The sequence below is a fragment of the Halomonas hibernica genome (genome assembly GCF_013183775.1).
Lineage (GTDB): Bacteria > Pseudomonadota > Gammaproteobacteria > Pseudomonadales > Halomonadaceae > Vreelandella > Vreelandella citrativorans.
Map to the genome: position 1 here is coordinate 1 of NZ_VIFN01000023.1, position 19,397 is coordinate 19,397.

Sequence of the window (19,397 nt, forward strand, 5' to 3'; positions counted from 1 at the left end):
CGGCTAGCCTCGCGTAGCCTAACAGCGACTTGCTCTGCGTTATGGCGTAACTGCTGCCACTCCCGCCACAGCCAGGCATCGTGAGCGGCTTCCCGCAACCGCTTTTTCAATAGCGCCGTAATGGCCACCTGCAGGGTTTCACTCTCACTCACCGACACATTATGGGCAGTGCCTGCCCGCGCCTTATCCGTTAGCTGGGTTTCAAGCGCTTCCCATTGCGTCGCCAGCGCGGTTTGATTCAGCTGGCGTAGCAGCCGTGTGGTGGCTTGCAACGAAATCCGCTGGCTAAGCATTTCTTCTGCCAGTTCAGGGTAGTGCTCCGCTTCATCGAGCAGCAGCACATAGGGTGATTCCGCCTGGGTGATGCGGCCTTTGGTGATCAGGTCGACCACCAATAGCGCGTGGTTGATCACTAGGATGTCGCTGGTTTGCGCGGCGTTTAAGTGGGCGTCAAGCGCGTCTGGCAAGGGGTCATGGTGGCGTAAAGCGATATCTGACATTTGCCAGCCTTCAGGCAGGCTGGCGGGGTCTAGGTCGAGCAGGCAGCCGTCACTTTCCAGCGCCCAGCGAACGAGGTGACGCTTTTCTAGCGATAGTTGCCGGTCGTTGGCCGCGTCTTCTAAGCGTATCGCCCCTAGCTGCAAGGCCAAACGCTCCGGGCTAACGTAATTTTCCCGCCCCATACGCAGCTCAAAGGTCAGCGGCGGTAAGCCTGCGTTTTCTAAATAGTCACGCACGATAGCGAGATTGTCAGGCTGAAGCAGCTGACGCTGCAGCGCACGCGAGTGCGTTGAAATCACTGCCCGGCGCTCTTTTTGTCTCCCTTTGGCGACCCAATCCGCCAACACCAGCTGATACGCCAGCGTTTTGCCAATGCCCGTATCCCCTTCAACAAAGTGCATTTTGCCTTGTTGCCGCACACCGTCGATTAAAGCCTGCGCATACGCAACTTGTACGGGGTTGTGCTGGAACCCAGGGCGCTTGGGCAGCTGATGGGTAAGGTACGTGAGGACGGGATGCATAACAGCGATGAGCGCCTAAACCAAAAGGGAGACACCTTACCATATCGCCCCGACACAAGGCCGGGGCGATCATTCCCGCAGAGGCGAGATACACAAACGTTCCATCCTGGTCTGCAGTGCAGAACGAACACTCCCGCAAGGGCGGGATTTACAAACGCTCCATCGAGGTCTGTAAAGCGTTGCTAACACTTCCGCAAAGGCGGAACTCCCCTAGCTTAACGCACTCATTTGCGGCAACAAAGCATACCCATACCATACGCTTTCAAGCGCGATACACCCGACAGCCAGGCCTGTGCCGCCTTTTGAGCATCCTCTATATGGAGATCCGCTTGGACATGCACCCGTTGACACCATCGCGACCGCTGCGCATTCATGGGCCACTGACCTAATGGAGTACAGCGCAGAGCGGTAGGCACGGCGGAAAAGCCATGATTGCCCAAGCGTTGACACAGTAGCGCTTCCCACTGTTCTCGTGGGGCCGGGATGTGCTTACTGCGCGGTAGCCGCTCGCCTGTTGGTGATAGCCGTGTCGCAATACTTGGCACCCACGACCACTCTAGGCGTATGTTGTCTCCCTGACGCAGGGTGATGTGCCTTTTCTGTGCGTGAGGGAACTCCATAGAAGAGCGCACTATCAGCAGGTGCTGCTCTGGGGTGAGTGACTCAAAACTGAAAACAAAAAGGCGCTGCCCTACGGAGTAGTGGGTAGTGCCCGCAAACACGCGCCACGCTGCTTGGTGGTAGTCATCCAGCGTCGGCGTACAGGTAGGCGGGGCCGAAGGGCAACACAGCACGGCGGCTTCGTAGTAATGCACGTTTACATGATCTATCGACATTAAAACAGTGACCCCTGTTGTGGCATGGGGGGTGGTGGCTCCTGGCGCTCTAGCGTCGCGAGTGCAATAGGTTGACGTTGGTGGTTGATATACGGCGTTAACGCAGGCAGGTGCGGCATGATTTCTCGCAGTACCGTCGGAAGCTTCTGCCGATCAAAGGGGTCGTCTGGCAACACGCTCAGCAAAGCGTGTGGGTCAGGGACTTTTTTGACCCACTCCTCAAAGGCTTGTGGGTTTCGCTGCCCCCTGGCTGCTGCGGTAATCGGCCACCAAAAGGTTTTTTGGGCAGCGTTTTTTTCTAGCCCCTGCTCGACCAGTACACTGGCCGTTTTCAACATAGCTGCAACGTTGAGGGGGGTAGTACCTTGCTCACTGTTACACCACACCTCTTGAAGGGATAGCGTAGGACGTAAGTTACGCAGCAGCACATCCGCTTTTCGCCCCCAGTTTTCGATATACACAAAGCCTTCCTCAAGGGGATTCAGCTCCCCGCTGGCTAATAGTGCCAATAGCCGGGCCAGCGGCTTTTCTGTACTCAATTGCCCCGCCTGGCCCAGCTTACCGTCTCGGTACTTCTCGAAAAGCTTAGGGGGAAGCGTGACATACAGGGTGTTAGTCGGGGTAATAATACCGCCAGAGCCCACTAGCATCCCAAGCTTGCCGTAAATGGATGTCACGGTGTTGCCGGTTTTGTTGTAACGCTCTAACCCCAGCATTTCCTCGCTAGGAATGCGTAACGTGTAGCACGTTAAACAGACTTGCTCGGGTTGACCTGATTTCCCATAGGAATAGCTTGCCCCTTGAAACGGCGCTTCTACGTCTGACCATCGCCGGGAACAGCAAGAACAGCTAGGGGTACTAGGAGTGAAGTGCTCAGCGTATGCCCGCGCACGAAAAGGCGTCGTGGCAGCAAACAGTCGCTGATAAGCTAGGTCGCGCCTCATGACACTATCTCACGCATAATCCGTGGTGGCCGGTAAACAGCTTCATCATCACCCCAGCTGGTCAGGCGCAACACATCGGGTACGGGCGTATAGGCCATGCTGTTGTGCTCGCTTTCTAAACGCCAGGGCCGCTGACGCCAGCGCTGCTGCGTATCCTCTTGAACCGCCATCGCACTCACCATCCCCTGCCCTCGGCTATGCCCCTGGCCTATATTGGGAAGCTCTGGTAGCAGATCCAGGCAGGCATCCGGGTCACCTTCTGCGTAAAACAACACATAAGGACTCAGTAACCCCTGATGCTGGGTGAGCTTCGGTGCCCAATCGCCACCATCGACTCGCAGCGGCGCTCTAACATTGGCTGCACGCAGCAGAGGCAAGGTTGTTAAACGCGTAATCGCGCCTAATGGTTCTGCCGTCAGCCCTTGGTGAGCCGTCACGCCAAACACCAGCTGAGAGGCACGATAACCCCCTCTGGCTTGGTCAAACACCAGAGGAAGGGAGGGATAACACGACCAATCCAGCGCTCTGCGGCAAGCTGCCTCCTGCAGCAACACATCTAAGCGTGGCACTACCATGGGCAGCACCAGTGGCGTATGCAGTTGGAGCACCAAACGGAATGGCCGGGCTTGCTCTTCAGGCATGCCGTAGGGGGCAACGGGTAAGCGCTGTGATTCTGAAGACATTACGCTTCCTTTTTCCAGCACTCCCGAGCTTCCTTAAGCGTGAAAAGGTCAAAGTTATAGCGGGGTAGCCCGTGTTCAAACGCTGCCCAGGCCTCTTCAAGTGCCTCCCCCTCTAACACGATGCCCATCTCATCTAGCTGAACGTTACCGATGACGTGGCCACGACGTTCGCCTGGATTGCGCTGCCACACATCCCATTCTGCTTGAATGGCCCCAAACCCCGCTGCTAAATGCCCTCCTAAGCGCGGTCGCTGCGAAAACTCCGCTAAACAGTGCAACAGCAGCCCAAGAACGTCAGCGTGGCCTTCCACAATGCGGAGATGGCTGCTGAGCTGACTGCCGGGGGCAATCGCCTCATACCCTTGAATGGGGTGCTTTATCGACTCGTCCGACCCTTCTCGTGCCAGACGCGTCTCTTTCTCTAGGGCCTCTAGGTCACGAATCTGAGCGGCAATCTCTTTTTTGCCATCAACGCTTTCCGTGCGTCGTGACTGAGCACGCAGCTCTCGCACCTGGCCACGGATCGCTTCAATTTCAACCATGCTGTCACGGGCACTGCGCATTTCGGACATCAGCGCTTCTTGCTCTTCCGTATTCAGATACTTAACGAGCGATGGATCATGCTCAAACTGATCATGCCGAGCGCCTTGACCCGCTGTTATCAGGTTGTCCTGCGAGGTTAGCATGGCACTAACCTCTAAGTACCCCGCTAACTTCCAGCGGCCAAACAGGCTTAAAAACGGATTCATTTTACGCAGATGGGCTTCTGCACGGGGGTCGTAGCTGGCCCCTTTAATCTCGCTATTTACTTGGCGGGTAATATCCACCCCTTCACCCAGCATATACATTTCAGCGCGCTTAAAAATCGCCTCTTGCGATTGCCCACGTACCTTAGCCAGCTCCCGGATCAGCATTACCAACCCGGCTTTGCGCAACGCCCCACGTAGCGTGCCACCATTCAGAAACACCTGGCCATGTGGCGTACGAGGCAGACGCTCATCTAGTCCAAAGTAGCTGACGGTTATAGGCCCCTCGGCAGTGATATGGCCATCAAAATGATAGGAAACGGGCTCTGCCATGCATTCACTCCATCGGGGTTTTACTGTCAGGTTCTGGTACGTGCTCAGCGATTTCCTCTAGCGAACAGCCAAAGTACACGCATAGCCGATCTAAATGATCTGTCGTCGTGCTGTAGCCACGGCGATTGATCATTTTCGATAGCGTCATGCGATGAATATCGGTGGCGTCAGCAACCTCACCAATAGTGAGCCGTCGCCCCAGTTCATACTCTCGCTTTGCCATCATTTCTTTAATTTTGAAGCGTATCACAGCCTTTCTCCACGCTATTAATCATCAAATGATAACGAAAAACGACAAAAAAAGGTTGTCACTCCCTGATTTTATGCTTAAATGTTTACGCAGAGCTTCAAAAAAAGCCCAATATCAAAAAGGAGAGTTTCATGGCGCGTCTTGTTGATGCAGATTTTTTCCGCCAAGCAGTTCGCGAAAAAGAAGGTGCTCGTATGCTGCAGCGTTTCACAATGGCAGTGGCTCAATCTATTCAGCTCAACGTAAAGTCATCTGAGCTTGTGTTGGCCCCCCTAATTGGTCAACCACCTCATCTTTCGAACTACATAGCACTAGAAAAGTGGGTAGCACGTGAGCTCGCTGCTGGTGATATGTATGCGAACAAGGAAGCTCTGGAAAAGCTAAGTAATAAGCTGGAGCGTCAGTTATCAGACTTAATTGCAGCTTAAAAGTAATAAATAACTGGACACCCTCACTCCTATTAAAGCCCACCTTATGTGGGCTTTATCATTGAACATCGGGACAAATATTGGTCGTTGTTTTTACGCCATTCTTGTCTTATCATCGGATGTGATCTGCTCTTTAGCAGATAGAAGTGGTAGCGCTGGCCACTCAAAATGAACCAGCATTTTTTCCGCTCTCACGAGCTATTCCCTAGGTTTGTTGCGTCCGTACAATTGTGCGCTTACAAACCCGCCGAGACTTCAGTGGCTCACTCCTCTATTTAGATCTATAAAGACGGATTTATACCGACTCCATGCTCTTTGAGCATATTTTCCATGCTTAGTCGCCGCGTCTAACGCTGCTCGTCCGTGATTTATGTTTTTGTTGCTGGGCCACTGCCATTTATCGCAGCGTATCCAGCCGCGTACCGCAACGTACGACAACACCACTCAAGCTCGCTCGCTCTTCTGTGTTTCATGCACAGAAAGCAGCTTAACTCTGTACCAAAAAGCATCGTCCTGGACTAAACATGATGCCATATTCCCTTGCGCTGACGGGTCCTAAAGACCGCCCTAGCGGGCCAAAAGGCCTATTAATGGTGCCCGCTGCTTTCCACGTTTTGCGCGCATCTAGCTACGTGCGAAGGTGGTCGACAACATAAAAAACAGCCTAACTCTGCACTAACTCCAGCATCGTTTTACTCCAAAAATGATGCTATTTCCCCTCGCGCCGTCTCTGTGCGGCAGCACAGAGACGGCGCCTTAGCGCCGACGCCGTTGACCGGCTCGAAAGCCCGCCCTAGCGGGCTACAGGGCCGGTCAACGGCGTTCACCGAATTTCATTTTTGGGCACCAAAACGCGCACCAAAACCCTCCAATCTATGTTTCGTTGTAACAGTCCACGGCCAAATGGCCACTCGCCTGGACGGCGGGCATGTGCTCTGTCTCATCGTTACACAGACTCCCTTATGCCCAGTTGTTTAGAGCTAACCTCTGCACGCGTTTTTGCCAAAAACGCAGCGATCTCCCCGCCGAGCTCTTGCTCAACGCGATCGCGCAAACAGGTCATTTTTCGCCGACTCGTAGGCGTTACCTCACGAGCGTTTTGTCACGTTACGACAGCCTAGCCCGACCGAGCTTTATCGGTTTAGCACTTACCAGTGATGGGCGGGGAAAAGGGAAGGCACGACAAGATTAAAACTTAGAAAAAATCAGAAAATGGGGAGCAAATAAAATGGGGCGGTACGCCAGTGGACGAAATTTTGGGTACGGAAAACAAATCGCACATGCTGGCCAGCAGGCGTTGCGAGATTACTATGGCCAGGGCCATTACGAAACAGTGGCAACCCACTCAGATCGTTGGCAACAATTCGCTAATTGGGCAAAAGATCAAGGTATTCGCGATCTCGCAAAAGTCGATAGCCGTGAACTCGCGACTCTCTACGCCGAGCAGGTGCGGGCAAAAGTGGAAAAAGGCGAAATCGCCATTTCGACGGCACAGAACCGTATTAGCACGTTGAATACGGTGTTTGCCGCACTACGCGGCGACCGTCATATACAAATTTCACCGCATGAATATACAGGCCCGCGTAACAACGTCAGAACAGAGGCACCATCAGCACTGAATACAAGTCGTGTACAGAACGCAGCATCAGCACTGCAAGCGGCAGGCCTTAACCGTGCCGCTGCCGCTCTCGAACTCGCGAGAGCGTTCGGCGTACGCCGTGAAGAAGCGGTGAAAGCCAATCTCGACCGCTGGGTTCGAGAAGCTGCGCGCTATGACCTAGCCAGTCAAAATTACAGAGTGAATGTCATTGATGGCACAAAAGGTGGTCGCACTGCCGATCGCTGGGTCATCGTCGGCGATATACAACGACAAGCGCTGGCCAATGCCCTTGCCATCCGACCTGAAGGCAGTCACAACCTCATTGCTCCTCACGAACGCTATGTCGATGTCGCCATCAGTCGCAGCAGCGAACTCAATCAAGCGCGTGACATTCTCAAACAGCACGGGCTACCTGGCTACCACGATGCCCGCGCTGCTTACGCCTGTCAGCGTTACGAACAAATCACGAAATATCCGGCACCGGCTGTGGCAGGTGAACGCTTGGCCCCCAAAAAGCTGGATCGCCAGGCACGTACGACAATTTCCGCTGAGTTGGGGCATGGTCGAATCGATGTGCTGGTCAGCTATGTCGGGAGCAGCCGATGACACAAAATAGCCCATCACGCATCGAAGTTCTCTTAAAACGCGCGCAACCTGGGAAAACCGGTGGCGTAAAAGCGCATATCAAACGCGGTCAGCGCATTGCTATAAAAATTGAAGAGCATTGGAAACTTAGTGAGCCATATCAATGGAAAGTTAAACATTTGCAATGGTTTTTGAAAGCTGAGACCACGGCGCTCTCACCCGCCAGCCGCTACGACTACTGGCGTACCGCTCGCGTCATCGCCGCCGCCCTTGGCCGCTGGAATCACTGGGAGCCTCACCTACGCGGCCCTTGGACACGCCCCAAACCGCCAGGACCACAACCGGGCGCCCCAGGCGGACGACCGCATAAAATCGCCCAGCCCCGCTCCCGCTGATGCATTTCTTTCACCCCATGAGCTGCCTCTTTTGTTCATGGGCCATCACCTAAAACTTACAAAGTTTAGGTGATTGTTGCTGTCAGCTCCCTATGAGTAAAGGCATCGGCATACGCGTAACATGGCTCTTCCATCGCATTTTTCGGCGGAAATCAATCAGGTGACGCACCTGGCTGTTCATTACCACAGAGTTGATAACGGTATATGCCTCACTAAACTCGCGCTCATCCTATTGATCGCCACACATCTTCCCTACGACGCCATCCTTAATAGGGATATTGTGTATGATGAATCGCCACCGCTTTCATGCTGACCCACCCCCAAAAACCCGCCTAAGCGGGTTTTTTTGTGCCTATCAATCGTATTAATATCATATTATGTATTGTATTTTGTATCATATAAAATATAATATTAAATACAAAATACGATACAGAAGAAGGAAATACGATATGGCACGCACTGGCATTAGCTTTGAGCAGGTTTCCCACGCCGCTGACAGCCTGGTAGGGCGCGGTGAAAAGCCCACCATCCAGGCTATTCGGGCCGAAATCGGCACCGGTTCCCCCAACACCATCCACCGCCACCTCACCGCTTGGAAGGCCACCCAAGCCCCCGCTGAACGCCAATCGGCCAAACTGCCGGATGAGCTCGCCAGCGCACTCGCCCAAGAAATCGAACGCCAGGCGTCCGCGGCCAGGGCGGATGCCGAAGCGGATGCCCTCGACGCCCGCCAGACCGCCGATTCACTCGCGGAAACCGGCGAAGCCCTGGAAACGGAAGCCGACGAGCTACGGGCTCAGGTGGAGCAGCTCACCGCTGAATGCGACGAGGCCCAGCGCGACCGTGACAGCGCCCGCCAGATCGTGGCCGAGTTTCGTGAGCAGGTGAAGCAACTTGAACATCAGCGCGACGACGCTCGCCAGGAGCTAGCCGAGGCCCGCAATCGCATCACCACGCTGACCGAGCAGCGCGACGAAGAGCACAGCGCCCGCCTGGACGCCCAGCGGGACACCAAAGCCGCCGAGAAGGTCAGGGTCGACGCTGAGCGCGCCCAGGCGGTGGCTATGGCCAAATTAGAAGCGGCACAACAGCAGGCGGCAGAGCGTCTGGAAGCGCTTAAAGCTGAGCAGCAGGCGCGTAAAGCCGACACCGACGCTCATAAGCAGGCAATGGGCGATTTGCGCAACGAATGGCGAGAGCGGCTCGCCGCTGCCGAAAAGCAGGCCCAGGACGCCCAGCAACGCGCCCAGGAGGCCGATAAGGCCAAAACCAAGGCGGAAGTACGGTCTGAGGTGTTAGCGGCCCGTATAGACACGCTAGGCGCGAAAGATGGGGAGCAAAAGAGGCTGTTTGAAGACGGGAAAAAGCGTTGAAACGGCCAACACTCAAGATTACCTGAGTGACCGCAATTATTACGCGGCAGAAGCCCTCCAAAGAACCATTGAAGAAACCAACGAGGCGCTTCCCCAGCACCCCTATCTCTCGTGTCAGCGACACACGCGAGATAGGGGTACATCCTAACTACCTAGTAATTTATCGCATCGCTACTGACCACATCACCATCGTCAATGTCCTGCACACCCGTCAGAAATACCCCTAGATCGGCCCTATGGGCCGATGCAGCGAGCTTGCGAGCGGTAACCGGCAATGCACATCACCTGATGCTCTACAGTTCCTGACGCCCACCACAGGCCCTTCTGCGCCTAGACACCCTTTTGATAAATAGGGGTTACCAGCGTTCCCACGTAATGATAGCGCGTATGCGCCCACCTGCGGCGCAGGTGCGTAGCACCTCGAAAGCCGCTTTAGTCGCGCCTTTGGCGCGTCATCATTAGGCAGCCCTACGGGCTGGGCGGAGCGAAGCGGAGGGTAGGCGAGCGCGTATGCGCGTTAAAGGTTTTAAGATTTAAAGTTAAAAACGCGCGCGCGTTACAGTTTTGCGAGCCTAGTAACCATGGGGTTTTGAAGGGCTATCTCATCCCTGAAACCACGATGCCTGCATCCTTAAAACCACGTGCCTATTCACAGGCATAACATCCCTGAAACCACGTGCCTATTCACAGGCGCTCCTCTTACCTAAAACCATATTCCAAATACACAAAAACATCCCTGAAACCACGATAGTTAAGGCACGTGGTTTTAGGGATGTTTCTGCTATTTTTAAGAGCGATGGTACTTTATGAACGCAAGCTTAATGCATCATGCATTTGTGCTCTTCCACCTTTCGCCCCACGAGCATAGAAAATCACTATGTCGTTATTAGTATCGATAGTCATACGGTAGTCAGGAAGTTCATTTGTAGCAGCTAATAGCTTTACCGCAGCACGAAACTTATAAAGTTTATCCTGGCTACCGCTTTTATTATGTAGAGTAGACATTTTGACGCGCCATTTTGTCTGGTTACCACAATGTTTTCGGGCTAACTCATAAACACGCCGATCTAGCGGCTTACGCAACCGAAAATAATCCCGGCTTAGAGTAAGAACATGTTTAGCTGTCACAGAACGATATAGCCACTCAGGAAGTGTCACTTCAACAGCCACCATGCGGTTGTCGCCATCTCGCTCAATCACATGCCATGAGTCGATCAAACCGAAACCAGCCCTCTCACGTTTTTTATCTGTTTCAATATTTGTAACAATCCGAGACTCGGATAAGCGCTCCAATGATTCACCCATACGCTTGTAACTATCACCATCAGTACGCCGGTTTGTTGTTACCAAAAAATCATAAGCGATAAAGCGAACTGTTCGGCTAACATTTTCCCGACCCCTATTCATAGCTTCAATGAGCTGGCTAATGCAGTAAATCCACACGTCTTTATCATGAATCGTTGCCAAGCCTTTTATGCCGGGGCGAACTTCTATAGTAGTGTCATTGTGTTGGTAAAATCTGACTTTTCGATCACCTGCACGCAAAGCGAACAGGGGATGCTCCATGCTGACGGCATCCGCTTTTGGGCTTGCATCAAAAATGTCTGCCAAAAAAAAGTCTTGCTGGGCATACCGTGCAGGAGTTAGAGCAGAACAACGGCTGCTTTCTGTGGCCTTTTTTTGCTTTTCATGATTGCTATCAATTACTTGGGGAAGCAAGCGTTTATATGCTTGCTTATAGCCTTCACCGAGACGAGTATTCTGATCGACGAAACGCTTTTCTTCCTCAGTCATTTTCTTTTTGGGCATCATTTCTGCTCTCTCCGCAGAGATGCTTTCTCGTTACTCCAAGCTGCTACAATACGCATGTTGATTACGCCTCCCTTGGCGGATCATGTGCCTCGTTACCCTCGGTGCCGGCAAGCGTGGGGGGAGCGAGGCTTTTTACCCTCTGAAGACCTTATTCTATCAGCACATGTTCGATACTCAGGGGCACCGAGACGGCCCTTAAGGGCATCAAACTCAACATTCACTAAAAAAATCATCTCAATTACTCTTTTATCAGGCCATGCTCCACAGCACGATAAATCGCCATGTTGATTATCGCTGCGCGAGACTGCCCCAGCTCAGCAGCTAGCTCGTCCACTCGGTCTAATAGCGCTGGTGTGATCGTCAAACTGATCTGTCGTTTATTCCCCTTACGTACCCCTTTGGCTTGATTGCCGGAATCTGGGGCACCTGAAATAAACGTATCCGTCGCATCCGTTGATTTTGTCTTTGGCTTCGTAATAACCATCTAAAACCACCTATTTAAATATTTATTTAATATTAAAAAGATACTCATATAATTCGTTTATCTCGTCAATGGCTTTCTTATCTGTCGGCTTCAACTCCTGCACAGACAGTCCAGCACCGGTTGCATTCGAGAAGGCTTTTCGCCGCCGTATAGAGGTCGGCAAATATTCAAATTGCGACACCTCTTTAACTGCCGCCGCAGCTTCAGCGTTGTCTGTCGACTGGTTTCCTGGATCGGCCAAGTTCAGTACCGCCACAGCGCGTAACCCATCCCGAACACTTCGAGCTTCGTCGACCAATTTGGCCATGTCTTCCAATGCCCACACGTCATACGAGCGTGGCGCAAAAGGTACGAGTAATACATCACTGAGTACCAACGCCGCCCGTAGCGCTGTTGAGTCACGCCCACCTGCATCGATGATAATGTCGTCGAATTTATCTACTTGCTGCTGTACTTGAGCGCGCAGTGTGGTGCCATCAGGGTAGGTAGCACACGCAATTCCAGGGACAACACCATTCTCAGATCTAATGCTAATCGCAGTTTGAGCGGTACCTTGGCGATCACCATCAATTAACCATACATCGCGTCCAGACAAAGCACGCGAGATCGCTAAGCTCACAGCAAGCGTAGTCTTTCCCACTCCCCCTTTGGTGTTTCCTACGGTGATAATCATAATCATACCTTTTTAATATTAAAAGAATATCAAAAATATACTGAAAAAAGGGTTTTGACAACTTTTTCGATTTTTTCATGCGAGATAATCCTGCTACTGTTCTCACTTAATGCGTGCTAAAAAGCTTGCTACATCACCCAAAAAATATAACACTATGTGTTATATTAACCGTTACATAGAGCCAATGTGAGAATTTTCAAAAACGCCTGGTTTGAGCGTTTCGCTCGAAAACAGCGAATTGATGACTCAGCCTTGAGTGAGGCTATTGAAAGAGCAGAGCAGGGGCTGCTAGATGCCGACCTTGGAGGCGGTGTCATTAAACAGAGGGTGGCCCGTCCAGGCCAAGGCAAATCAGGGGGCTACCGCACCATCATTCTCTACCGTCATAAAAACAGAGCTTTCTTCGTCTATGGTTTTGCCAAAAGCCAACAAGAAAATATCAGTAATGAAGAAGCCGCTGCTTTTAAACAGGCTGCTCAGCACATCCTGTCACTATCGGATGCACACTTAACAGCGATGATAGAGAAGGGACAGTTTTCGGAGGTACATGACCATGAGTAAGCAATACCGCAGTGAGGCGTTAGCGGCTATCCATGAAACTATGGAGTCACTGCACGAGGTTGGGGCCATAGATAAACGCACCATGCGCGACTTTGATGACACATGCCTGGCACCTGTAAAGGTATTGTCTCCTGATGAGATTCGCGCGCTGCGAGAACGTGAGCACTTATCCCAACCCGTGTTTGCCCGTTATTTGAACGTCAGCCGGAATCTCATATCTGACTGGGAGCGTGGTGTAAAATGTCCTGGTGGTCCAGCGCTACGCTTACTGACGCTGATCGACAAGAACGGTATCCAAAGCGTCGCCTAAACTCTTTACTCGCCAGCGATATCTCCCATCAAATTCTCCCTACCTCGGAAGAGAAGCAAGTTGATGACGTCATCTTCGACAATGCACTTGCTTAACTGTCTGCACTGTTGATGTGCTGCACCTAGCATGCTCTGCCACCTTGCGGATACTCAGACCCGCGTCCAACAGCTCTATGATGCGCTTATGCTTCTCCCTATCAACCGGACGACCTTGGTACTTCCCAGCCTGCTTGGCTTTTTCGATGCCTTGAGCCTGGCGTTCACGGCGTTGCTCGTAATCTTTTCGCGCAATGGCGGCGAGCATGTCGAGCATCATACGGTTGATGGCATCAAGCATTCTGGAGGTGAACTCATCGCCGGCCGTGTCCTTCATGGCCGCGTGGCTTGTCGGTAGATCTAGTGCCACTATCCGGATACTTTTTGCGTCGATCTCGGCGCGGAGCTTTTGCCAGTCGTCGGCAGGCAGGCGTGATAGACGGTCGATGGCCTCGACGAGTAGCACGTCACCCGGCTGCGAATCGCTCAGCAGGCGATGAAGCTCAGGTCGATTGGTAGTGGCGCCACTCGCGTTCTCGGTGTACCACGAGGCAACGGCCATACCATTATCTTTCGCAAAAGCAGCAAGCTGGTCACGAGCGCGGCTAGCGTTCTGATCCTTTGTTGAGGCGCGAAGGTAGGCGCGAATGAACATCTAGGCATCTCTCTGTATCGATTTGGATCGTTATCGACACAGTGTATCGGTATGGGCTTTTTTATGTGAATACCGATACGCAAGAAGCACCATTTCTTCCGTATCGATTGGGGTATACCCTAATAATATAAACGAGATGGAATAGACTGCCTTTCGAAAGATTGGTGGTTGGCATTCTTAAAACAGCTGTTTTTGCAGAAAAATCAAAGCATTTTTCAGTTCTTCTCTAAATACAACATACTTAAAAAAGGAGACGAGTATGTTTGAGAAGAGATTGATTTCATTTTTAAAACAGGCGATTAACGAGTTTGCCATTGAGTTATTTATCGAATTTTTTATCCAGTTACTGGTATGGCTATCAACATGCACCTACGGAGTAACACTGGTTATTGTGATAGGCCCTGTAGCCATTTTGTTTTTCTTGCTTTATATGTTGATAAAAGATAACCAATAAGAAGCCATGCCATCCAAATTCGTTTGATTCATCCTTCGGGATATAGATGAATGCTCCCTGCTGCCAGCGATCTTGCTGAAACCACTGGCAGCTGTTGGGCATCTTTTGCTGCCTTCCTGGTTTTTCCCTTGTTTTTACTTGTTTATAGCTGAGTTCCTCTTTTATATCATGAGCTTACAGCGCGTAAATGTGCCTTTTTCCGGGTTTAATGTGCCTTTTCCCCTCACTACTGTGCCTTTTTCCGGGCGTAATCCACAGATTAACTGTGCCAACTTCCGGGCAATACCCACAGGCTGGCCCTGCAAATGTGTCAACTTCCGGGTCTTTTGTGCCTTTAATTTATATGGCATATATGCATTAATGTGCCACGAACAACCAGTATCACAATAAGATTAAAGGAAGAGAAATGCCTAAGAAGGCAGCAGCTCAGCACGCGGTAAATAATTATGACGCAGAGAGCGCCGAGCGACCTGCTGGTGAGCGCTGGGTCACCCAGCACAATGCCCTCGTGCGTGCTGGGCATGGCCTTACGCTTTCCGAGAAACGCCTGGTCGCCATGGCGGCTTCCAAGCTCAACAGCTACAAACCTAGAAAAGTGGGCGATATGCCCACCACGCGCATTTCAGCGGACGAGTATGCCGATGAGTTTGGCGTTGATCGTCGAACGGCTTATGAGGCGCTGAAGGACGCCAGCAAGCAGCTTTACAGTCGCTCGGTTACCTTCTATGAGATAGCCCATAAACGGCGTGGCAAGCCGCTAGAGCCAACAGTGGTCACTATGCGCTGGGTGGGGCAGGTTCACTACCAAAAGGGTGAGGGGTGGGTAGAGCTGTACTGGTGGCCTAAGCTACTGCCGTATTTAACGGGGCTACGGAAACAGTTCACCAGCTATCAGCTGCAGCAGGCATCAGCACTGCGCTCTATCTACTCTTGGCGGCTCCTGGAGCTTCTGAAGCGGTTTGAGGGTGAAGACGGCAGTGGGTGGGCTGAGTACACGATTGAAGACTTCGCTACGGCTATGGATGCCTCAGAGAAGCAGCGGGCCAATTTTGCGTTCATCCGCCGACGGATCATCGAGCCCGCCGTAAAGGAGCTTCAAGAGAAGGATAATTGGAAAATCGAGTGGGAGCCGATCAAAGCCGGGCGGCGCGTGGCCAAGGTGCGCTTTCTGTTTCAGAAAGATGATCAGCTTAGGTTAGGGCTATAGTCCTGTTTTAGGGCAGGCTTTGAAGCATCTAGCATAGCCATCGTATGATCTCGCTGCTGCTTCACGGCACCATCTAATATCGCTAGCAGCTTGTCATAGTCCTCCGGCATCTGAACATTCATGCCGGTGGCTTCAAAGCGTTCTATGGTGCGCTGGGTATTGTCGATGATCGCTTGCAGTTCATTGATCACTTGCTGGTGGTCAGCTTCTTTCATAGGTCGGAGTAGTCCAACGGTTGACGGAGAGGGGTGTTGCTCGTTTTTGTTCCCCTACCTCTGCTATAGCCTTACAGCTCCGAAGGGGACGTATCGCCCAATCTGCTCTAAACTTCGCATTGCGAAATTTCTTCGCTAATGGCATATTAGGCGCTCTACATCATCTCAACTAAAAGAGGCCTTAATCATGCAAGATACTAACCTAGACACTTTCCCCTTTCGGGCACGCCAAGCCCTTGAAATGACTGCTGCAGAGGCGGCCCAATTAGTTCATGTAACCCGTCGAACATGGGAACTGTGGGAATCAGGAAACGTAATGCCCATAGCAAAGCGCGAGCTGTTTATTGAAAAGCTTAAAGGCAGAGGTAAAAGTGAAAACTCTCAGCTCGTGCTGATCTTAAATGAAAGTGGTGATGGTGTTGATGTCGTTTCTAGTGACACTTACTGCTCATGCTTACCAGCCGAAAAAGGCAATGACGAATACGTCATTAGCTCTTTAGCTGTCTGCCGTCAAAGTGGAAAGCCCTACATTCATCGGCAACATTTTAATCGTCAGCAAAATGAGCATGTTCTACGTTGTATTGAAAACTGGAAAGGCGTGATGGAGCGATAAGTAAAACCTACCAAGGCATACGCTCGTCCATACCCGTTACATCAAGGCGCTGTGTGCCGGAGTTGATGACGATTGCCTGCCCAGTAGAGTTCGCTCAGACAGAAGGGCGACTCTGCTGTCGATATTTTATACCAGAAACATCAGTCCTCCGTAGCATACATCGCACTTACACAAACCCCACAAATATCTTTTCCCTTATTAGCGTATTCTGCACACTTTATTCTAGTATCGTTCTCATTCTGGCATACAAATAAGCCAGAATTTTCTGGGGTAACAGACTTACTTTGGCAGAGCGGAGTTTTGCCTTTTAAGTTGCAGCTACCATCTGGATTACTACGACTCTCATACAAATGATATTCCTGAGTTTCCTTATACTGAACCAGGCTATATTTTTCGTTAGACATTTTCGGCTCCTATTAGATCAAAAAGGGCCAGCCTCTCGGCCAGCCCTTATACTTACCGCTTCAGCCTTACGGCTAAGCCTCAGATTAACCCAGCAGAGAAAGAACGTTCTGCGGAATCTGGTTGGCCTGTGCCAATACAGAAGTGCCCGCCTGCTGCAGGATCTGCGCGCGGGTCATGTCGGCTACTTCCATTGCGTAGTCGGCATCTTCGATGCGCGAACGAGCAGCAGACAGGTTGGTGGCGTTAGTGTCGAGGTTGGTAATCGCATCCTCGAAACGGTTTTGAACAGCACCCAGCTCAGAACGCAGGCTATCTACTTTAGAAAGCGCGTCATCAAGCTGCTTCATAGGATCAAGAGTATAACCACCAACCTCTGATTCGTCGAACGTCATGCCGCCAACATCGATATTGACGACACCGTTACTATTTGCAGACAAATCAGCGATGTCCTGTTCACTAAGCTGGCTATAACCGATATCACCGTTTGCGGAAACTTCACGGACAAAGTATTCGGCGTCACCATTATCATTGGTGCCCGTAACTACACTGTAAGAAGCTCCTTCAGCTCCTCCAGCAAAACCAAAAGAGCTACCGCGTTCGCCTGCACTAAGCGCAAGCTCTCCTGTCACCTCTCGGCTAACAACAGCGTTTACGCTGCTACTACCCTCTTCAAAACCTTCGATGGCGTAAATTCTGGTTTCATCAACACCGTCAACATCATTCGTAATAGCGGCGTAAAAGCGCCCTTCAAACTCAAGAATTTCGGCATCGCCGGTTACCTCACTACCACCGAACTGTACTTCACCAAAGGTGGTGACAGCATCACCGTCAGAATCAACAACACCCAGAGCTTCAACAGCACTTGTTTCAGTGGTATCGATTGTTTCCACACCAGCCGCATCAGAGAAATCATCATCAAAGTTGATGTTATCGGTACGGAAATTCTCATCACCCGCAGACACAGCGCGCAGCGTACTGGTCAGGTCAAACCCATCGAGACCAAGGCGATTCTGGTTGATAGTTTCAAGGTTGACGCTGATGGCCTCACCATCATTAGCACCCACCTGAATGGCAATCGTGCTGATATCCTCGGAAAGCACCTTCACACCGTTGAAATCAGTCTCTTCGGAGATACGATTGATCTCGTTCATACGCTGATTCACTTCATCTTGGATAGACTGCAGGTCCGAAGATGAGTTGGTGCCATTCTGTGCCTGAACAGTCAGCTCACGGATACGCTGCAGGTTGTCGTTGATCTGGTTCAGGGAACCTTCAGCGGTCTGAGCGATGGAGATACCATCGTTAGCGTTACGCTGAGCCTGGGCCAGACCGGTGATCTGGGCAGTCATGCGGTTGGCGATGGCCTGACCGGCCGCATCATCCTTGGCACTGTTGATGCGTAGACCTGAAGAAAGCCTTTCCATGCTCGTCTGAAGCGCGTTTTGGCTCTTATTCAGGTTGGACTGGCCGATCATCGATGTGATGTTGGTATTGATCACTGACATGGTGCGATCTCCTGCTGTGTCGTTTACAGGCTCTCAGTGCAGCGTTACTCGCGTGCTAACCTGAAGGCCGTTGGTGACGGCTTTTTTATGCCGTTGTTTATGTTTATCGACACAACGCGGTGAAAACTTTAGTGTTCTGTCTAAAATTCTGTGTAAAAAATTGTTTTCTTGCTAAAGGTGGCTGGACTGCTTAGGCTTGATAGTGTCGTTTACAAACTCTGTAGCCGCAGCTTTTGCCGTCAGGATGATAGCATGGCTGCGGTTTTTATTTGCCTATCAGTCAGTTAGCTACAGCAGCGCCGTTAAGGCGGTGGGCTGGGAAAGGGCTTCGGTTTGTTGGTTGATGAGCGGTTCTTCTGCCTGCTGCCAGGCCAACCGAAAACGAGACGGAATGGCACCCAGCAGCGCACTGCTTTGCCGCACGCCAAGTTGCGGGAGTGCCCCCGATGGGCGCGGAATGCGCGGCTCTAATAAGGTGACCAGCACCTGGTCTTCTGGGTGGCGAATCGCCCGGCCTAACCCTTGGCGCAGCTTGTGCAGGGTACGCACGGTGCTTTTGCGATACAGCATGCCCGAGGCTATTCGGGTGGCCTGCTCTTCACTCATGCCTTTACGCTGCAGCATTTGCCCTACCAAGCGCTGTTCTACCGCGCTGCGCGCTGGGCGAGGGTTGCGCAATACCACTAGGTGCGACCAGAAAGCTGTATTTCCTTGCCGGTTGGGCGACAAGCCTTCCCACCCTGCCGGCGTTAACAAAATGGCATCGTCATCTAGATGGGCCACTAACTCGCCTAACCCTTGCCCTGCCCGGTGTGCGACTAGCCGGTGCTGCGCCTCGGCGGGCCACTCGTTGGCGAGTACCTCTACATCGGCATAGCTGGCACACAGCACGAGCGTCCGCCTTGGCTGATCCAACAAGAAGGGAAGCACTTGCTGCGCATAGGCTAACGACAGGCTGTGCCCGCCTTCAGGAAGCCGTTGAATCGGGTGGGGAAGCCCTTGGGGTAACCGAAAGCGCAACTCGCCAAACTGGCGTGCCTGAAAGCTGGTTTCGATACCGCTGCGTTTACTGCTGACGGGTACCTGCAGCCGGCTACGCATATAGCGAAACTGCGGCGCTTCCCCCGGCGCATGGTCAAGATCCGATAGCGTAGCTGACGTGAGCAACGTGCTGCGGTCGCCTACCCCATTGCGTAAACTGGATGCCGCACTTGGCGAGTGAGCCACCACACGGGGCAAGCCACGTACCGGCGAGTAATCCAGAATCAAGTAG

Annotated in this window: 23 protein-coding genes; 9 read left to right on the forward strand and 14 right to left on the reverse strand. The window is 52.0% G+C overall.

The features are described 5' to 3' along the window. The 6 genes from FKN99_RS17090 to FKN99_RS17115 all read right to left on the reverse strand — a co-directional run. Positions 1–1,022: DEAD/DEAH box helicase (locus tag FKN99_RS17090; RefSeq protein ID WP_172118992.1), on the reverse strand; the 1,022-nt coding region annotated here is incomplete at its 3' end. Positions 1,023–1,246: 224 nt separating this feature from the next. Next, complete coding sequence (locus FKN99_RS17095; RefSeq protein ID WP_172118993.1) at positions 1,247–1,858, reverse strand: type I-E CRISPR-associated protein Cas6/Cse3/CasE; 612 nt, start codon at positions 1,856–1,858, stop codon at positions 1,247–1,249. After that, positions 1,858–2,802: a hypothetical protein gene (locus FKN99_RS17100; RefSeq protein WP_172118994.1), complete on the reverse strand. Its 945-nt coding sequence runs from the start codon at positions 2,800–2,802 to the stop codon at positions 1,858–1,860. The genes FKN99_RS17095 and FKN99_RS17100 overlap by 1 nt, the downstream gene beginning before the upstream one ends. Then, positions 2,799–3,485 (reverse strand): hypothetical protein, encoded by a 687-nt coding sequence (locus tag FKN99_RS17105; protein WP_172118995.1) that lies wholly within the window; start codon positions 3,483–3,485, stop codon positions 2,799–2,801. The genes FKN99_RS17100 and FKN99_RS17105 overlap by 4 nt, the downstream gene beginning before the upstream one ends. Continuing rightward, a complete protein-coding gene (locus FKN99_RS17110; protein ID WP_172118996.1) occupies positions 3,485–4,564 on the reverse strand; it encodes a hypothetical protein in 1,080 nt (359 codons plus the stop codon). The genes FKN99_RS17105 and FKN99_RS17110 overlap by 1 nt, the downstream gene beginning before the upstream one ends. 4 nt (positions 4,565–4,568) lie before the next feature. After that, positions 4,569–4,814 (reverse strand): helix-turn-helix domain-containing protein, encoded by a 246-nt coding sequence (locus tag FKN99_RS17115; protein WP_172118997.1) that lies wholly within the window; start codon positions 4,812–4,814, stop codon positions 4,569–4,571. Between the two features lie 131 nt (positions 4,815–4,945). Between FKN99_RS17115 and FKN99_RS17120 the strand changes: the two genes are divergently transcribed. The 5 genes from FKN99_RS17120 (at position 4,946) to FKN99_RS17805 (ending at position 9,422) form a co-directional block, all read left to right on the forward strand. Beyond that, a complete protein-coding gene (locus tag FKN99_RS17120; RefSeq protein ID WP_172118998.1) occupies positions 4,946–5,242 on the forward strand; it encodes a hypothetical protein in 297 nt (98 codons plus the stop codon). A 1,228-nt stretch (positions 5,243–6,470) separates the two neighbouring features. Then, positions 6,471–7,448, forward strand: a complete 978-nt coding sequence (locus tag FKN99_RS17125) for an integrase domain-containing protein (RefSeq protein ID WP_172118999.1) — start codon at positions 6,471–6,473, stop codon at positions 7,446–7,448. After that, a complete protein-coding gene (locus FKN99_RS17130) occupies positions 7,445–7,822 on the forward strand; it encodes a hypothetical protein (RefSeq protein WP_172119000.1) in 378 nt (125 codons plus the stop codon). The genes FKN99_RS17125 and FKN99_RS17130 overlap by 4 nt, the downstream gene beginning before the upstream one ends. A gap of 449 nt (positions 7,823–8,271) precedes the next feature. Further along, positions 8,272–9,195, forward strand: coding sequence for a DNA-binding protein (locus FKN99_RS17135; protein WP_172119001.1), 924 nt, complete (start codon positions 8,272–8,274; stop codon positions 9,193–9,195). 26 nt (positions 9,196–9,221) lie between these two features. Beyond that, positions 9,222–9,422 carry a type II toxin-antitoxin system RelE/ParE family toxin gene (locus tag FKN99_RS17805; RefSeq protein WP_319941302.1) on the forward strand — a complete coding sequence of 67 codons (201 nt, stop codon included), beginning with the start codon at positions 9,222–9,224 and terminating at the stop codon, positions 9,420–9,422. A 577-nt stretch (positions 9,423–9,999) separates the two neighbouring features. Here FKN99_RS17805 and FKN99_RS17145 read toward each other — a convergent pair. The 3 genes from FKN99_RS17145 to FKN99_RS17155 all read right to left on the reverse strand — a co-directional run bounded on the left by FKN99_RS17145 (position 10,000) and on the right by FKN99_RS17155 (position 12,164). Beyond that, entirely contained in the window at positions 10,000–11,007 is a 1,008-nt protein-coding gene (locus tag FKN99_RS17145; protein WP_216658151.1) for a replication initiator protein A, read from the reverse strand. Between the two features lie 238 nt (positions 11,008–11,245). Continuing rightward, a complete protein-coding gene (locus FKN99_RS17150; RefSeq protein ID WP_113270579.1) occupies positions 11,246–11,491 on the reverse strand; it encodes a ribbon-helix-helix domain-containing protein in 246 nt (81 codons plus the stop codon). A gap of 22 nt (positions 11,492–11,513) precedes the next feature. Then, positions 11,514–12,164, reverse strand: coding sequence for an AAA family ATPase (locus tag FKN99_RS17155; RefSeq protein ID WP_172119002.1), 651 nt, complete (start codon positions 12,162–12,164; stop codon positions 11,514–11,516). A 186-nt stretch (positions 12,165–12,350) separates the two neighbouring features. Between FKN99_RS17155 and FKN99_RS17160 the strand changes: the two genes are divergently transcribed. Together FKN99_RS17160 and FKN99_RS17165 are read left to right on the forward strand one after the other, a co-directional pair. Further along, positions 12,351–12,725, forward strand: coding sequence for a type II toxin-antitoxin system RelE/ParE family toxin (locus FKN99_RS17160; RefSeq protein ID WP_172119003.1), 375 nt, complete (start codon positions 12,351–12,353; stop codon positions 12,723–12,725). Then, complete coding sequence (locus FKN99_RS17165) at positions 12,718–13,035, forward strand: helix-turn-helix domain-containing protein (RefSeq protein ID WP_172119004.1); 318 nt, start codon at positions 12,718–12,720, stop codon at positions 13,033–13,035. Before FKN99_RS17160 ends, FKN99_RS17165 begins: the two co-directional genes overlap by 8 nt. 69 nt (positions 13,036–13,104) lie before the next feature. Here the strand turns inward: FKN99_RS17165 and FKN99_RS17170 are convergent, their stop codons facing one another. Then, on the reverse strand, positions 13,105–13,725 hold the full coding sequence (locus FKN99_RS17170; protein WP_172119005.1) for a recombinase family protein: 621 nt from the start codon (positions 13,723–13,725) through the stop codon (positions 13,105–13,107). An 860-nt stretch (positions 13,726–14,585) separates the two neighbouring features. Between FKN99_RS17170 and FKN99_RS17175 the strand changes: the two genes are divergently transcribed. Further along, positions 14,586–15,386 (forward strand): replication initiation protein, encoded by an 801-nt coding sequence (locus FKN99_RS17175; RefSeq protein WP_172119006.1) that lies wholly within the window; start codon positions 14,586–14,588, stop codon positions 15,384–15,386. Here FKN99_RS17175 and FKN99_RS17180 read toward each other — a convergent pair. Then, positions 15,365–15,601: a hypothetical protein gene (locus FKN99_RS17180; protein ID WP_172119007.1), complete on the reverse strand. Its 237-nt coding sequence runs from the start codon at positions 15,599–15,601 to the stop codon at positions 15,365–15,367. The genes FKN99_RS17175 and FKN99_RS17180 overlap by 22 nt on opposite strands. A 187-nt stretch (positions 15,602–15,788) precedes the next feature. Here FKN99_RS17180 and FKN99_RS17185 point away from each other — a divergent pair, with 187 nt between their 5' ends. Beyond that, positions 15,789–16,214 carry a helix-turn-helix domain-containing protein gene (locus tag FKN99_RS17185; RefSeq protein WP_172119008.1) on the forward strand — a complete coding sequence of 142 codons (426 nt, stop codon included), beginning with the start codon at positions 15,789–15,791 and terminating at the stop codon, positions 16,212–16,214. A 140-nt stretch (positions 16,215–16,354) separates the two neighbouring features. Here the strand turns inward: FKN99_RS17185 and FKN99_RS17190 are convergent, their stop codons facing one another. The 3 genes from FKN99_RS17190 to FKN99_RS17200 form a co-directional block, all read right to left on the reverse strand. Beyond that, positions 16,355–16,618 (reverse strand): hypothetical protein, encoded by a 264-nt coding sequence (locus FKN99_RS17190; RefSeq protein ID WP_172119009.1) that lies wholly within the window; start codon positions 16,616–16,618, stop codon positions 16,355–16,357. Between the two features lie 84 nt (positions 16,619–16,702). Further along, positions 16,703–18,124 (reverse strand): flagellin N-terminal helical domain-containing protein, encoded by a 1,422-nt coding sequence (locus FKN99_RS17195; protein ID WP_172119010.1) that lies wholly within the window; start codon positions 18,122–18,124, stop codon positions 16,703–16,705. A 288-nt stretch (positions 18,125–18,412) separates the two neighbouring features. Then, positions 18,413–19,397, reverse strand: a 985-nt coding sequence (locus FKN99_RS17200; RefSeq protein WP_172119011.1) for a helicase C-terminal domain-containing protein, incomplete at its 5' end; no start/stop codon positions are given.

Coding starts and splice junctions, on each gene's coding strand:
- FKN99_RS17125 (WP_172118999.1), top strand. CDS start 6,471: ATGGGGCGGTACGCCAGTGGACGAAATTTTGGGTACGGAAAACAAATC.
- FKN99_RS17175 (WP_172119006.1), top strand. CDS start 14,586: ATGCCTAAGAAGGCAGCAGCTCAGCACGCGGTAAATAATTATGACGCA.
- FKN99_RS17185 (WP_172119008.1), top strand. CDS start 15,789: ATGCAAGATACTAACCTAGACACTTTCCCCTTTCGGGCACGCCAAGCC.
- FKN99_RS17145 (WP_216658151.1), bottom strand. CDS start 11,007: ATGATGCCCAAAAAGAAAATGACTGAGGAAGAAAAGCGTTTCGTCGAT.
- FKN99_RS17180 (WP_172119007.1), bottom strand. CDS start 15,601: ATGAAAGAAGCTGACCACCAGCAAGTGATCAATGAACTGCAAGCGATC.
- FKN99_RS17135 (WP_172119001.1), top strand. CDS start 8,272: ATGGCACGCACTGGCATTAGCTTTGAGCAGGTTTCCCACGCCGCTGAC.
- FKN99_RS17170 (WP_172119005.1), bottom strand. CDS start 13,725: ATGTTCATTCGCGCCTACCTTCGCGCCTCAACAAAGGATCAGAACGCT.
- FKN99_RS17130 (WP_172119000.1), top strand. CDS start 7,445: ATGACACAAAATAGCCCATCACGCATCGAAGTTCTCTTAAAACGCGCG.
- FKN99_RS17190 (WP_172119009.1), bottom strand. CDS start 16,618: ATGTCTAACGAAAAATATAGCCTGGTTCAGTATAAGGAAACTCAGGAA.
- FKN99_RS17165 (WP_172119004.1), top strand. CDS start 12,718: ATGAGTAAGCAATACCGCAGTGAGGCGTTAGCGGCTATCCATGAAACT.
- FKN99_RS17105 (WP_172118995.1), bottom strand. CDS start 3,485: ATGTCTTCAGAATCACAGCGCTTACCCGTTGCCCCCTACGGCATGCCT.
- FKN99_RS17100 (WP_172118994.1), bottom strand. CDS start 2,802: ATGAGGCGCGACCTAGCTTATCAGCGACTGTTTGCTGCCACGACGCCT.
- FKN99_RS17155 (WP_172119002.1), bottom strand. CDS start 12,164: ATGATTATCACCGTAGGAAACACCAAAGGGGGAGTGGGAAAGACTACG.
- FKN99_RS17150 (WP_113270579.1), bottom strand. CDS start 11,491: ATGGTTATTACGAAGCCAAAGACAAAATCAACGGATGCGACGGATACG.
- FKN99_RS17120 (WP_172118998.1), top strand. CDS start 4,946: ATGGCGCGTCTTGTTGATGCAGATTTTTTCCGCCAAGCAGTTCGCGAA.
- FKN99_RS17110 (WP_172118996.1), bottom strand. CDS start 4,564: ATGGCAGAGCCCGTTTCCTATCATTTTGATGGCCATATCACTGCCGAG.
- FKN99_RS17095 (WP_172118993.1), bottom strand. CDS start 1,858: ATGTCGATAGATCATGTAAACGTGCATTACTACGAAGCCGCCGTGCTG.
- FKN99_RS17195 (WP_172119010.1), bottom strand. CDS start 18,124: ATGTCAGTGATCAATACCAACATCACATCGATGATCGGCCAGTCCAAC.